The organism is Flavobacterium supellecticarium (assembly GCF_004801375.1).
In the GTDB taxonomy this organism is placed as follows: Bacteria; Bacteroidota; Bacteroidia; order Flavobacteriales; family Flavobacteriaceae; genus Flavobacterium; species Flavobacterium supellecticarium.
Genome location: NZ_SSNZ01000001.1, coordinates 216,812 through 231,663, shown reverse-complemented (window position 1 = coordinate 231,663; position 14,852 = coordinate 216,812). Strand labels below are relative to the sequence as shown.

At 35.5% G+C, this 14,852-nt stretch carries 14 protein-coding genes and 1 tRNA gene; 6 read left to right on the top strand and 9 right to left on the bottom strand.

Annotation, left to right across the window (positions count from 1 at the left end; all coding sequences use genetic code 11):
* Positions 1–211: 211 nt before the first annotated feature.
* The 3 genes from E6C50_RS01185 to E6C50_RS01175 form a co-directional block, all read right to left on the bottom strand.
* A tRNA-Val gene (locus E6C50_RS01185) sits at positions 212–286 on the bottom strand.
* A 256-nt stretch (positions 287–542) separates the two neighbouring features.
* Positions 543–953 carry an SMI1/KNR4 family protein gene (locus E6C50_RS01180; RefSeq protein ID WP_136401377.1) on the bottom strand — a complete coding sequence of 137 codons (411 nt, stop codon included), beginning with the start codon at positions 951–953 and terminating at the stop codon, positions 543–545.
* A 1-nt stretch (position 954) separates the two neighbouring features.
* On the bottom strand, positions 955–1,269 hold the full coding sequence (locus E6C50_RS01175; RefSeq protein ID WP_394346660.1) for a winged helix-turn-helix transcriptional regulator: 315 nt from the start codon (positions 1,267–1,269) through the stop codon (positions 955–957).
* Between the two features lie 148 nt (positions 1,270–1,417).
* On the opposite strand from E6C50_RS01175, the gene E6C50_RS01170 reads away from it, so the two are divergent.
* From E6C50_RS01170 to katG, 3 genes are all read left to right on the top strand, one after another.
* Positions 1,418–2,335 carry a DsbA family protein gene (locus tag E6C50_RS01170; protein WP_136402043.1) on the top strand — a complete coding sequence of 306 codons (918 nt, stop codon included), beginning with the start codon at positions 1,418–1,420 and terminating at the stop codon, positions 2,333–2,335.
* 329 nt (positions 2,336–2,664) lie between these two features.
* A complete protein-coding gene (locus E6C50_RS01165) occupies positions 2,665–3,021 on the top strand; it encodes a cation-transporting P-type ATPase (RefSeq protein WP_136401375.1) in 357 nt (118 codons plus the stop codon).
* 210 nt (positions 3,022–3,231) lie between these two features.
* Positions 3,232–5,505, top strand: coding sequence for a catalase/peroxidase HPI (gene katG / locus E6C50_RS01160; protein ID WP_136401374.1), 2,274 nt, complete (start codon positions 3,232–3,234; stop codon positions 5,503–5,505).
* 157 nt (positions 5,506–5,662) lie between these two features.
* Here katG and E6C50_RS01155 read toward each other — a convergent pair whose 3' ends face one another.
* The 5 genes from E6C50_RS01155 to E6C50_RS01135 all read right to left on the bottom strand — a co-directional run bounded on the left by E6C50_RS01155 (position 5,663) and on the right by E6C50_RS01135 (position 8,451).
* A complete protein-coding gene (locus E6C50_RS01155) occupies positions 5,663–6,109 on the bottom strand; it encodes a hypothetical protein (RefSeq protein ID WP_136401373.1) in 447 nt (148 codons plus the stop codon).
* A 6-nt stretch (positions 6,110–6,115) separates the two neighbouring features.
* On the bottom strand, positions 6,116–6,493 hold the full coding sequence (locus E6C50_RS01150) for a nuclear transport factor 2 family protein (RefSeq protein WP_136401372.1): 378 nt from the start codon (positions 6,491–6,493) through the stop codon (positions 6,116–6,118).
* A 48-nt stretch (positions 6,494–6,541) separates the two neighbouring features.
* Positions 6,542–6,964 (bottom strand): DUF6678 family protein, encoded by a 423-nt coding sequence (locus E6C50_RS01145; protein WP_136401371.1) that lies wholly within the window; start codon positions 6,962–6,964, stop codon positions 6,542–6,544.
* A 121-nt stretch (positions 6,965–7,085) separates the two neighbouring features.
* Complete coding sequence (locus E6C50_RS01140) at positions 7,086–7,637, bottom strand: hypothetical protein (protein ID WP_136401370.1); 552 nt, start codon at positions 7,635–7,637, stop codon at positions 7,086–7,088.
* Between the two features lie 61 nt (positions 7,638–7,698).
* Positions 7,699–8,451 (bottom strand): ATP-grasp domain-containing protein, encoded by a 753-nt coding sequence (locus E6C50_RS01135; protein ID WP_136401369.1) that lies wholly within the window; start codon positions 8,449–8,451, stop codon positions 7,699–7,701.
* A 509-nt stretch (positions 8,452–8,960) separates the two neighbouring features.
* Between E6C50_RS01135 and E6C50_RS01130 the strand changes: the two genes are divergently transcribed.
* The 3 genes from E6C50_RS01130 (at position 8,961) to E6C50_RS01120 (ending at position 13,381) form a co-directional block, all read left to right on the top strand.
* Positions 8,961–10,175 (top strand): site-specific integrase, encoded by a 1,215-nt coding sequence (locus E6C50_RS01130; protein ID WP_136401368.1) that lies wholly within the window; start codon positions 8,961–8,963, stop codon positions 10,173–10,175.
* 160 nt (positions 10,176–10,335) lie between these two features.
* A complete protein-coding gene (locus E6C50_RS01125) occupies positions 10,336–11,589 on the top strand; it encodes a DNA-methyltransferase (RefSeq protein ID WP_136401367.1) in 1,254 nt (417 codons plus the stop codon).
* Complete coding sequence (locus tag E6C50_RS01120; RefSeq protein WP_211089509.1) at positions 11,582–13,381, top strand: DGQHR domain-containing protein; 1,800 nt, start codon at positions 11,582–11,584, stop codon at positions 13,379–13,381. Before E6C50_RS01125 ends, E6C50_RS01120 begins: the two co-directional genes overlap by 8 nt.
* Here E6C50_RS01120 and E6C50_RS01115 read toward each other — a convergent pair.
* Positions 13,378–14,847, bottom strand: a complete 1,470-nt coding sequence (locus E6C50_RS01115; protein ID WP_136401366.1) for a tyrosine-type recombinase/integrase — start codon at positions 14,845–14,847, stop codon at positions 13,378–13,380. The genes E6C50_RS01120 and E6C50_RS01115 overlap by 4 nt on opposite strands.
* Between the last annotated feature and the right edge of the window lie 5 nt (positions 14,848–14,852).

Below are 14,852 nucleotides of genomic sequence, written 5' to 3'. Positions count from 1 at the left end.
ATATTAAAAACAGGGAAAGTGTGCTTTTCTACTATATTAGATATTTTGAATGATTATAAAAAAATATTTAATACGGTAAATGAAGTAATGCCGATAGCGCGGATTTGTAATCCGCGCTTACTAAGAAAGCCAGAATACTATAAACCAGCTGAACTAATCGAAAAAGGTATAAAAATCAAAAAATCCAACATAAATGTTGGAGTTTCCTTTGTGGGCGATGAGGGGTTCGAACCCCCGACCCCCTCGGTGTAAACGAGGTGCTCTGAACCAGCTGAGCTAATCGCCCTTATGCTTTCGTAATCCGCAATTATATTCCTGATTACGGGTGCAAATATAGGCAAGATATCCGGTTTCACAAGGCTTTTCCCAAAAAAAATATTCTTTTTTATTCGATTCACTTTTGCTCAATCTATATTAATCCTGACGTTAACCCTAATATACTTATTACCAGTATCTTCTGTTTAGGTTTCGAAAATGCTTCCTTTAAAAAAACAGAAAAGGCAGCTAATTACGCGCAAAATTATATAACGGTTAAAAACAAATTATTCAAAAGTAGCAGTATAATCGACCAGACCATCTAAAAACGCGGTAAAAGATGCTGCTATTTTTGTCAACTCGACTTCCGAATAATAAACAAAAATACTTCCATATTCCTTTTTATCTAGGGACATTGCCAAATAACCGGCTTCTATATAACCGATACTAAGATAATTTTCCGGTAAATAATCTTGCTTTTCTACTAGTGGCGCACCATATTTTATAGACTTAAAACGGAAAAGAAGGATACCATCGTCTGGTTCTCCAAAATAAAGATAATAACTAAAAGGAGAGCCTCCATTATATTGTAGCATATGAACCCGATAATCTTCAGGTAACGTTACCCCTGTTTCTTCTTCAAACTCATTTAATTCTTCTACTGTGATACGTTCATTTTCTATTCTAAAATCAATCATTTTATTCGGAAGTCAATTCTAATTGTTTGAAAATCGGTACGAGCGAAAGCCCTTTTTCCGTTAGATTGTATTCAATATGAAGCGGCTTTTGCTGAATCACTTTCTTTTCCAGTAAGCCGATTTCTTCCAATTCGCGTAAGGCAACCGAGATGGTCTGCTTATTGGCGCCTTTTATCATCCGTAACAACGTGTTAAACCGTACAGGTCCCTCCAGCGCCTGGCGAAGTACCTGCAATTTATATTTTCCGGATAAGAGCTTTAACAATGCCTCAGCCGGGCAATCGTAAGTGGCATTTGGTTCTTTTTCCATAGTCATCTTTTTCAGACTAGTTGACTTGTATCAAAATTCTTTCAAACTTTGTATCAAAGCTACAAATTTATTAGCAATCAAATTCATGAAGTTACTATCCTTACTATTAATTCTGATTGGCAGTATGAGTTGTCAATCGCAACCCCATTCAAAAATGACTGAAAACAAAACCAATCCGTTATTATGTGATCCGGAAACCGGATTCTGTGAAATGCCTTCGGTGGCCACACCCGGACAATCCACAAGCATTCCTGTCGATAACAAACCGGTCAAAATAATTTATTATACCGATCCTATTTGTTCGTCCTGTTGGGGAATCGAACCGCAATTGCGCAAGCTAAAACTAGAATACGGTGCCTACATTGAGATCGATTACCGTATGGGCGGCCTTTTACCCGACTGGAGTTATAACAGCGGTGGCATTAGCAAACCCAGCGATGTGGCACACCATTGGCATGAAGCCAGTTTACACTATCAAATGCCAATCGATGGCGCTGTATGGTTGGAAGATCCATTGGATTCCTCTTATCCGTCTTGTATCGCAATGAAAGCGGCACAAATACAGGATAAAAACAAAGCGATAACATTTATGAGAATACTGCGCGAAAAACTGTATTTAGAGAAAATGAATATCGCCAAATGGGACAATATTGTTTTATGTGCCCAACTGGCTGGTTTGGATACCAAAAAATTAAAACAGGATTACGATACTGATGCGAAAAAACATTTCCAGGACGATTTACAACTGGCGCGTCAATTGGGCGTAAGAGGATTTCCAACCTTATTTTTTTCGGATGGTGACGGCAATAAACTGACGGTTTATGGTTCGAAGCCATACACTTCCCTCGAAAATGCGCTTTTAGCCTTATACCCGGAGGCTAAAAAGAAAAAAATAACGAACAACAATCCACTAGCGTTATTTGATCATTATCCTACGCTTTCCGTACGGGAATATGCCGAGCTATTGGATATACCAGTAAGCCAGGCGGTAGTTATTCTTGAAAAATATACTGCGGATGGTACTTTGAATAAAAAAGTAATCAAAACCGGTGCTTTATACCTGAAAAAGTAAGCATACGCTTTTAGTCGAATGCTATAAAAGTTTCTGCTAAACTCAAAAACACCATTGTTTTCAATGGTGTTTTTGATTAATACCAGTACGTTAAAAATTTAAATGACGTTTTCATGGTATCCTGTTTTAGGTTAAAAATTATTTCGATACAAATATGTGACGTGGTTTGTACCTATATGCTTTACTGTATGATTGATCAAAAGAGACAAATCTTGTACTGGAATTTCAATAACTTGGGAAACTCACTTTGTTTCCGTTTTTTATCGCTCATTTTGATATAAATATTATAGTAATTTGGCTTACCTTTATGAAAATCAAAAACATAAAGTATGATAACACGTAAATCTGATGTCGAAAATAGTTTTTGGAATTTAAGTATTGAAGAAGCCTGTCATACGTTCGCTGTAGGTCCAAAAGGGTTTGAAGATTCAGAGGTCGCCCGAAGATTGAAGCAAAAATGGTCCCAATACTTTAAAAATAATACCAATACTTCGATCTTTATTCTGTTTATTTCGCAGTTTAAAAGTCCTATCACCATTTTACTTATCGTTGCTGCTATATTATCTGCTGGTTTAGGAGATATCTCAGATAATTTGATCATTCTTTGTATCATAACAGTAAGCAGTCTGCCTGGCTTTTGGCAGGAAAAAGGAGCTGTAAATACTGTAAATGAACATCAAAAGTAGCGATAGTAGAAAGGAGGTTCTTTTTTATTTACAATCGTAACCGTTTTTTATAGCTTATCCTTCTTGTACGTTCTAAAAGGTAGCAATTAAGCACTTTCTACTATTCATTCGATAGATTTTATCTATAAAATAAGATTTATTTATTATCGCCACTGATAATATCCTTTTTGTTTAGTTTGTAAATTAGTATCAAAATAAAATATTCTAAATATGGAAAATCAACCAAACGACATTAGCAAGTGCCCTTTTCATAATGGGAACATAAATAATGAAGCCGCGACAGGTACAAAAAACCGTGATTGGTGGCCAAAGCAATTAAAGGTTAATATCCTGAGACAGAATTCAGCATTGTCAAATCCGATGGATCAGGATTTTAATTATCCCGAAGCTTTTAAAAGTCTTGATCTTGAAGCTCTAAAGAAAGATTTGCTGGAACTCATGACGGATTCACAAGATTGGTGGCCGGCAGATTTTGGTCACTATGGCGGTCTTTTCATTAGAATGGCATGGCACAGTGCAGGAACATATCGGGTACAGGACGGACGTGGCGGTGCGGGAGCAGGACAACAGCGCTTTGCGCCTCTTAATAGCTGGCCTGACAATGTGAGCCTTGATAAAGCAAGAAGATTGCTGTGGCCGATAAAACAAAAATATGGTCAAAAAATTTCCTGGGCTGATTTGATCATACTAACTGGAAATGTCGCTTTGGAATCTATGGGCTTTAAAACATTTGGTTTTGCAGGTGGACGAGCTGACGTATGGGAACCGGATGAATCGGTTTACTGGGGTTCTGAAACTACCTGGTTAGGTGGGGATGAGCGTTATAAAAACGGTTCCGGAGGTATACCGAAAGATCATGGCGTTGTATCATCGGATGATAATGCCAGTGGTACTATACACAGTAGAAATCTGGAAAACCCTCTTGCTGCAGTACAAATGGGACTTATATATGTGAATCCTGAAGGTCCTGATGGAAATCCGGATCCTGTTGCCGCAGCAAAAGATATAAGGGATACGTTTGAACGTATGGCCATGAACGATGAAGAAACAGTCGCATTAATTGCTGGTGGTCACACGTTTGGCAAAACTCATGGAGCTGCTTCTTCTGACCATGTAGGCAAAGAACCGGAAGCAGCTGATATCGAACTACAAGGTTTGGGTTGGAAAAATAGTTTTGGTTCGGGAAAAGGTTCTGATGCCATTACAAGCGGATTGGAAGTGACCTGGACCAAAACACCTACACAGTGGAGTAATAACTTTTTCGAAAATTTGTTTGGCTTTGAATGGGAGCTCACCAAAAGCCCGGCCGGTGCACATCAATGGGTCGCTAAAAATGCCGAAGCAATTATTCCGGATGCTTTTGATAGTACAAAAAAACACCTGCCAACAATGCTTACCACTGACTTATCGTTAAGATTAGATCCTGTTTATGAAAAAATATCACGTCGTTTTCTCGAAAACCCTGATGCTTTTGCAGATGCCTTTGCACGTGCATGGTTTAAGTTGACACATCGGGATATGGGACCACGTGCCCGTTATCTCGGACCTGACGTTCCTCAGGAAGTATTATTATGGCAAGATCCTATTCCAGAGATAAACCACAAATTAATCGATGAGAACGATATAACTCAATTAAAAGAAGAAATAGTAAATTCAGGGCTCAGTATATCTCAATTGGTAGGAACGGCATGGGCTTCGGCATCTACCTTTAGAGGATCCGATAAGCGTGGAGGCGCAAATGGTGCGCGTATACGACTGGCTCCTCAAAAAGACTGGGAGATCAATAATCCCGCACAACTTAAACAGGTTTTAGACAAACTGGAAACTATCAAAACAGCGTTTGATGCTTCACAAAAGGATGGAAAAAAAGTTTCACTCGCAGACTTAATCGTTTTAGCGGGTTGTGCAGGAGTCGAAAAAGCAGCTAAAGCGGCTGGATATATCGTTGTAGTACCTTTCACTCCGGGTCGTATGGACGCCTCTTTAGAACAAACGGATGTTGTATCATTTGGCTATCTTGAACCTAAAGCAGATGGTTTTAGAAATTATCGCAAAATAAAATCGACCGTTTCGACAGAAGAACTTCTTATTGATAAAGCAAATTTATTAACCCTTACGGCACCAGAAATGACAGTACTTTTAGGAGGACTTCGTGTTTTGGATATCAATGCTGATGGCACCAAAAACGGGGTCTTTACTCATCGCCCGGGGCAGCTTACCAACGACTTTTTTATAAATCTCCTTGATATGAATACACAATGGCGAGCGGTTTCGAATGATCAAGAATTATATGCCGGAAACGATCGAACTACTGGTCAACCGAAATGGATGGCAACGCGTGCCGATCTTGTTTTTGGATCAAATTCAGAATTAAGAGCTATAGCTGAAGTATACGCAAGTACTGATGCTCAGGAAAAATTTGTAAATGATTTTATAAAGGTCTGGAATAAAGTATTAAATCTTGACCGATTCGATTTAGTCTGATTATCCATAATCATTTCAGATAAGAAAGATGTATACTATAAAGAATTATTAATGTAAAAAATAACGCCATTGTTTCCAATGGCGTTATTTTTTTTAAGTGCCGGGCATGGAAGACATCCCATCGACCTATTCCCTAAAATACTTGTAGTCTCGGTACTCATTTTATACCTTTTGGCAATACAATTATCTCCAGAAATTGCAACGCATCTTCAATTATATAGGGTCTTGTACTTTGTTTAGGATTCCAATCGGTTTGAAGAAAATATCGGATCAACGCAGTAATAACAGCCGGACGATTCAAATTGATTTCAATCGTTTGCTCCTGATTATCGGAGTTCGGTTCGTTATCCGCTAAAAAAGGTTGTTTTTTGCACAACCAAATCACGCCGTCATCCGGATAACCGACGCACCATTTTTCTTTTTCGATATCGGTTATAACCTTTAAATTATCCTCTTCCCGAAATAATAATTGAAGCGGCGATTTTTTATATCCTTCAAGATAAAGCACAACCTTTTCAATGCATTTAAAGTGTTCGTCTGTTGTTAGATGAAGATGCTCTCTTTTCCATAAATAGACCGCATCATCTATTGTAATTTTTCTCATGCTATTTTATAGGGCAGTACAACTTCCGGCTATAACTTTTAGTTGATCATCGAATAGTTTCCAAACCCGTAGATAACGAAAATTCCCTTCGAAGTGCTGCTCCGACATTTTCCCTTTAATCTTAGAAGACAACGTAACCACTACGTTTTCACCGATTTGTGTTATGGCATCTATTGATGAAATGATTTCTTCTAAAACCAGGTTTCCGGATTGGTGCGTTTCCAAATCCATTTGCTTGGTAATGACGTCACCGCCGGGAAGAACAAAAAGCAAATCATCATGAAGCAATTGATCCAGGATTTCAATATTGCTACTCTTCATCGCTTCGAGAAGCTGACTTTCAATTGCTATAATTTTTTGTTTGTTGAGAAGTGTTGTATTCATAAATTGCTTTTTATACGATTTCTAATACGTTGACAGTCTGTTTTACAGCTATTTATATCCGTAGATTTTTAGTCCGTCTTCCGTTATATCATACTCAAATTGTCCCAAAAGATTTAAGATTTTTTCAAGTTGATCTATTGGTTGGGCAATAACTTCGGATGTCAGTTTTTCATTCCTGTTCCAACGCTCTATTTCGTGTTTTGCTGGAATTGTTATCCATTCTATTTCTTTGAATGTAAAGGGGCCTAATTCACTCACGTCGCCAAAACCTGTTTTGTCAAATCCACCAAAATGGAATGTATATTTTCGGTCAGTCAGTAGGAATTTGATGCATGCCGAATGGATTATAATTTTTTCTTTCTCAATTGCTGAAAAGAATTTAAACCATTTTGCATTGTTCATATAGGAAGTCCGTTTTAAGATTTCCTTTTCTAGTTTATTTTTAGTAATGGAATAATTATCTGACTTCATATCTGATTTTTTAGTGTGGCGTATTTTGTGATTGATTACCGCTAACAATTTACAGATTTAAATAGCTCGCTTTATTTTGTTCGTAACGCATTTACTATGAGATGTACAACTTCATCAGCTGTTAATTACAATAGCTATTATTATTGGGAAACTCTTTTTCATTCCATTTTTCAAATACTGTATTTCCTGTAGCATCGTCACTTATATAGGAACTCCATTTAAAACTACACTTGGAGCATTCATAAATTATGTAATTGTAATAGCCATCACAACCGAAACCTACTTTAATCAAATGCGCTTCAGTAGGTATTTGATTGTATCTGTATTTGATTTCACAATCGCAAACCGCCTCTTTAGCTTTCTTTTTTGCCAAATGAAATTCTATTTCTTCTACAATTTTTGTTAGTTGTCCGGTTAGCAAACGCGGGTTGACTAAAATGTAGAATTTCCCCATAAACGGTAATTCTGAAATGTCATTTTGGTATGACTTTAGTAACACATACAATTCACTAAAATTGAAATTTTCGTTTTCGGCTTCAATTCGAACTAACTTTTTAAAATCATCTAAAATTTCGTTGTATACTTCCGATTGCTTTAATCCATTGTCCATTTTATTAAAACGGACCCAGTCTGTTTGAATTAAGTTATCCAAAAACGCTTTTATTCTATTCATAAGTTATCAAAATAGTAGTATATTATCCTATGGTTTTATAATAATTGAAACTTGGTAGAGTTTATGAATTCAATTTATCACATTGTGTAATTTCCTCCCATCTTTTCAAGATCAAATCCGTATAAATTTCTTTTTCTAAACCATAAGAACCTAACGCAAAACCATCATTCCACTCTACCAAAGCAGTTTCTCCGTTTTTCAGAATTCCAAAATCAATTCCATAACCACTTGTTCTTTCATTTGAATTTTCAAACTCTTTAATAGCTGTCTCTACTGTATCCATATTCAATTGGATAGTTTCATTTCCACTGTAATTTTTTATCCCTACTATTTCAGATTCATTAACAAAAACTCGAAATTCGGAAAGCCATTCTACGACAGGTGAACAGAATAATTCGGTCTCTTTGGGAAGCGATTCCAAACGGAGAAGATCATAATTCGATTGGATCACAAAACCGGTGAAAAGTTTGGCTTTAGATTTCGGTTTCACGAAAACATTAATTAAATCATCGTTACCATTCATTATTAATTTTCTTACAGTCGTTTCCCAAATATTTCTCTTTAGATATTTTCTTAGGCTTTCAGGATATGATGATGGTAACTGGGTGCTTCGTTTTTTGAAAATATGTGACATACTGATGTGATCACCAACTACAAAAGTTTCTCTATTAATCTGCAACTGATCACGTAGAAGGCGTTTGATCGTAAAAAACTCACAGTCAATCCCTCTTGATTCCAAAACCTTTTTTACCCCTTCAAATTCAGGTTCCGTTTTACGATTCCCATATTCTTGAATATAAGCCTTTTTAATCATTTTAAAAAAATAAAATTCAGGATAAATTTATTATTAATTTTTATTATCCAGAGGATACTTTTAAAATATGTTTCAATTTTTATTTATTGAAAACCAAAATATAAAAAGTCAATAATATAGATTTTCCGAGCTATATTAATTACTGTCAAATCGCAACATTAAAACTTACAAATCAGGCATCTTATACTACTATATTAAAACGATTCAAGCTAAAATACAGCACTTTACACCTGTATAATCCCCTCATTGATGAGCGAGTAATTTAGTTGTATCAAAAGACATAAAACAAAAAACTCCAACATTTCTGTTGGAGTTTTAAAAGTTGTGGGCGATGAGGGGTTCGAACCCTCATTTTATGTGTCAATATGGTTTAATATGTTCTAAAACTCCTTTATTTACTGATATTTGTAAAAATATCATTTTAGAAAAAGTCACAAAAAAACACATATTGTTGTACCTATGTTGTACCAATTTCGTATCTTTGTATTGAAGTTAAAACTCCATGCAATATGGCTACAATCAAAGTTGTTTTGCGAAAGAAAGCAAACAAAGACGGTACTTATCCCCTCGCTATTCGTATTACCAAAGATAGAAAAACTTCTTTTATCCACCTCGGTTACAATCTCAAACCAGAAGAATGGATTGAAGCCGAACAGCGCGTTAAATCCTCGCACCCCAATTCTAAACGCCTAAACAATTTTATCCTTGCCAAAAAAGCGGCAGCCAGTGACAAGTCGCTTGAAGCCGAAACCCTGAAAGATGAAGTTTCGGTACGGGCGATCAAGCAAAAGATAAAGCCTAAAGGCGGGGCGACCTATTTTGCACAGGCCGCAATTTATCTACAGCGGATGCAGGATGCAGGAAATTTTAACTGCTACAACGCCGATAAAGCCCGTGTGAAATATTTCAGGGAATTTCTGAACGGTAGCGACATTGCCTTTTCTGATATTAATGTCGGATTGATAGAACGCTTTAAAGTACACCTAAAATCTGAACGAAAACTAAGCGATAGAACGATTGCCAACTACTTAATGGTGATCCGAGCCGTTTTCAATCAGGCTATCAAGGAGGGTGCACTTGATCAAAAATATTATCCTTTCGGCAATAGCACTGAAAAAATCGCTATCAAGCTGCCTGAAACCACCAAGCGCGGATTAAGTGCAGAGGACGTAGCTAAGCTTGAAGCGGTAGAGCTTGATAATCCCAAATGGGATGATGCCCGCAATAAATGGCTTACATCCTTTTATTTTGCAGGAATGCGCATATCAGACGTGTTGCGTCTGAAATGGTCTGATTTTCAAAATAACCGTTTATACTATACAATGGGAAAAAACAACAAGTCCGGCTCGTTGATCGTGCCTGATAAGGCATGGCAGATTTTGCAAAAATATGAACACCTGAAAACGTCAGAGGATGATTTTATCTTTGCCGACCTGAAAGGAATTGATCTGAAAGACACATTTAAAATCAAGGAAGAAATCTTTTTAGCGGTCAACAGGTGCAATAAACTCTTGACTGAATACATTACGCCTGTAGCGAAGATCGAGGGGAAATTGACTACCCATATTGCCCGCCATACTTTTGCTACTTTGGCGGGTGACAAAGTGCCGATCCAAATGTTGCAAAAACTTTATCGTCATAGCGATGTCAGAACCACGATCGGCTATCAGTCTGCTTTTATTTATAAAGATGCAGACGAGGCACTTAAAGCAGTTATTGGCTAGTATTTTGCTCAACACAATGAGGTATTTGTCATATTTAAGATTTGCATTATTTACTTAAACAATTGATGATTAGCTTTTTAAATCTTGATTATTATTGGGATTATTGTTGTATTATTGTGCTTATATAGATACGTAAGAATCTTTGCATACGATGTTTAAAATGAAAAAAAATAAAAACAAAACTCTAAATAAAGTATTTAATAATGATGCGCGAGAAATTTTAAAATTTCTTGGTTCTGATATCAAAATTAAAACCACAATTACTTCCCCTCCATATTTTGACATGAAAGATTATGGGTCAGAAAACCAAGTAGGTTATGGACAGACATATGAACTTTATTTGCAAGATTTAAAAAGTATATTTGAAAGTATTTATAGCATTACTGATAATGATGGCAGTTTGTGGGTTATAATAGATACTTTCAAGAGAGATAATCAGGTGGTGACTTTGCCTTTTGACTTATCTAATAAATTGAAAGAAAGTGGGTGGCTTTTACAAGATATTATAATTTGGAAAAAAGATAAAACTGTCCCTTGGTCAACGAAAGGATTTATGCAAAGAAAATTTGAATATATTCTCTTTTTCACTAAATCTAATGAGTTTAAGTACAATAAAGATCGTGTACGAAATTTTGATACGAGCCAATTAAAAAGATGGTGGGTAAAATATCCTGAGAGATATAATCCAAAGGGTAAGGCTCTAGACGAAATTTGGGAATTTCCAATACCAGTTCAAGGTTCTTGGGGAGATCAATATGTAAGGCATTTTTGCCCATTACCAAAGGAAATGGTAGCAACAATGATAGAAATAAGTACTGATAAAGAGGATTTAGTTTTAGATCCTTTTGCAGGTAGCGGATCTGTGCTATTTCAGTCATCAATAATGCAAAGGAACTATGTGGGATTTGAACTAAATATTGAGTATATCAATATGTTCGAAGATTACATAAAAAAAATGCATTCAAAACTTAAAAAAGAGCATTCAAAAATAATTGATAATTCAGATCAGACTCTTTTTGAAAAGAGAATTTTAGAATTGAGAGCTTTAAAGTTTGGTAGGATACTCGTCAATAAAATTGAAGAGAATTTTGAAATTGAAGCAAAAGTTTATGTTACTATAAGAAAGTTTTTGACAGAAAAAACTAAATTATTAGAAGTGGATTATGAACTGTTGATGAGTGAAAATATAGAACTCAATACATTCTTAAATGATATTCTAATTAAACCACCCTTTTCGAAATTTGGCATTACTGCCAAAATTAAATTCAAAAATAATCAAGAGTTGAAAAGAGGAAAATATTATGGGTACACTAAAACAAATTCATACGCTTATTCAAGTTTACCAATAGAATCATCAAAAATTAAGGTAATTAGTAAGATTTGTGTAAATTTGAAAGAAAGTGATTATGAATAAATCTATGACCAGAAAAAATTCTAAAAAAAAGCCTAGAAAAAAACTCTCAGCTGAAGTAAAAGCCCAAAGAAAGGAACAGCGAGATCAGCGTAATGAAATCACGACTATTTTAAAAAATATCGGATTTCAAAGAATTGCTAATGTTGATGGTAAGGAAATAGTCTATAAAGACAGAACATCTGAGATGGATGATATTTTCGTCTGCGAGAACGTAATTTTAATAACAGAATACACATTAAAATTAAAACCAGGCGACCACATAAAAAATAAAACACTATTTTATAATAAGGTTTTAGAAAGCGAAAGAGATTTTATAGAATTCCTAATTGAGGAACCAAAGTTAAGTGGATTTAAAAAGTACTATGATGAAGTAATCAAGGATAAGTTCTCAATCAATGAATTAAAGTTGAGAATATTATATTGTTCAAAACATTCAGTTGTCGACGAGCATAAAATAAATGCTCCAGGTGTTATATTTTTTGATTACCACATTGTTCAATATTTTAAAAGTTTGACCAAGGTTATTAAAAAGTCTTCTAAACATGAGTTCTGCGATTTCATAAATCTTCCATTTGCTGAATTTGGTGACAACATTCAAAATAGTGATCAAGAACAAACGAACAAATATCTAGGTCACATCTTACCAGAAGAAAAAAGCTCTTTTAAAAATGGATATAAAATTGTTTCGTTTTATATCGATGCAGATTCATTAATTAGAAGGTCATTCGTGTTAAGGCAAGAAGGATGGAGGGAAAAGCAGAACATTGGATATTATCAAAGAATGTTCGAAGGAAAGAAGATTACTGGAATGCGGAAGTATCTCTCTGAAAGGGGAAGAGTTTTTATTAATAATATAATTTCTACTATTTCAGAAGATAAAATAAAATTGTTAGATGATGAGGGGCAAGAATTAGAGATTAATGAAGATGGTCAATTCATATCCTCTAATTCCAAAACCAAAGTTACTCCTACCCAAATTATTATAAATGATGAATCAAATATCATTGGATTAATTGATGGACAACATCGAACATATGCATATCACGAGGGCGACGACCAGTATGAAAATACTATAAAAAGACTTCGTAAAATACAGAATTTACTAGTTACAGGCATAATATTTCCAAAAAAAGAAAAAAAAGAAAATAGGCTTAAATTTGAAGCTAATTTATTCTTAGAAATAAATTCAAATCAAACAAATGTTAGATCACAATTAAAGCAAGAAATTGAATTAATGATCAGTCCATTTTCTTCGATAGCAATTGGTAAAAGAATATTGTCTAAATTAAATGAGAATGGGCCGTTAGAAGCATGTATTGAACTCTATAGTTTTGAAAAAGGAAAGATAAAAACCGCTTCCATAGTCAGTTTTGGTCTTAGGCCCTTAATTAAGCTTGATGCAGAAAAATCTACAGACAGCATATTTTATATTTGGAATAACGAGAATAAAAATAAGCTGAAAGATAAGGATTCAGACGAGTACGAATTATTAGAGGAATATATTGGTTTTTCTGTTACAAAAATCAGGGATATTTTTATTGCTATAAAAGATAGTGTAGATAAAGATAAATGGAATACTTATAGTGCTAAATCTCCTAATGGAATACTATCGGTAACCTTTGTAAATGGAATTTTAAATGTGTTAAGATTGCTGATTGAAAATAATAAGCTTAATACTCCTGAAAATTATAAAACAAAACTTTCAGAATTAGATAAATTTCCTTTTAAAAGCTATAAATCCAGTCAATATCGAAAGATGGGACAAGATATTTATGATAAGTATTTTAATTAAGTTCTCTCCTCAGAAGATAATTTAATTTTTACTAACCATTCAAGTTTTTGTTCAAGGTCTGCCCCATTCCCGTAATTCGGTCGTAGAGAAAATTTATGTCCCATAAGTTCTGCCTGCACCCGATCAGGGGTATTAACCTTTAAAATACGATCTTGGAAACTATGCCTGAACGAATATACCGAGTGCTTATCACTAGGTAATAATCCATGTTCACGAAGAAATTTATTTGTGGTTGCGCTTAATAAATCAGGTTTATCTCTGTATTTAGGAAAACCATTAGGCATCGCTTTAAATGCTTTCAAAGCATAACCGACCAAAGGGATATTTCTTTGGCTATGATAATTTTTAAGAGGCCGTTCTTTTCTGTCCGTAATCGAAATGTAAGGGATATCAGCATCCAACTTAATATCCTCGGGTAACAGCCCGACAATTTCAGACGGACGCGCACCTGTTTCCGCAGCGACATGTAAGAACCAACGAGCTTCAACATTCAACTTATGCAATTTTTCCGATTGCAGAATATTGATAATTTGCTCATTAGAAAATGGCAAACGTGCCTGTTTAAAGCGAGTTTTGAGTTTAATTTTCTTGAATAAGAAATCTGTATCTAGGCCGAGTTTCTCGTGATCTGAAACTGTCTGTAAAACGTCTTTCAAATGAATGAAATCCTTATTGGCACTGGACGGGTTTTTATCTTCAGTTTTAATACGTTCAACCCACCAATCACGCAAAATCCACGTGTGTTCTCGGGTTATTTGTTTCATATCCATATCTCCGTTCAGATGGACGAAATTTTCAACAGCTTTAATTCGTGGATTTCTCCACTTGCGACTTTGGTTTTCTGTTTTGTTGATTGTTCGGTCTTTCGATAATTTCCAGAATAATTCCAAAGCCTGCTTAACTTTCAGTTCTGGTTCAGGGCGACCACCCAACACCGCCTCAACCTGTTTAGGGGAAGCATCTGGCAAAACCAAGATACGTTCAACAATCTCTTGATCTGGTAGTTTGGCTACGACTGCCATTGGTTGATATGAAAATCCCAATTGTCGCGCGATTCGTACTGTTTTTCTAAATGCAGAATTACTATGCACCTTGTTTTCAGCAACCAGAGACTGCCAATAGGCTTCCATCTGTTCATTGAACATACTCGCCTTACGCGTCGCAAGACGCTTGCTGTCGGTCTTTAAGGCGACACGAACCGCTATGCGACGGTCATACTCCCGCACAATTTCAGGGATGCGACGATAGTAGTAATAGTTTGCTCCAACTTTCGTAACGTACTGCATTTTGTGACCCCATTTGTACGCAAATTTGTACGCAAACGTAAAATAGGAGCATTTTCTTGGGGAAAATACTTGCATAAAATAAAATAAAACTAATGAGATAAATAGATATATACTACCAATAAACTGGCGGACAGAGGGGGCGCGTATATTTTGCACTCCTGCTGACACTTTGTATTTCATTTCAG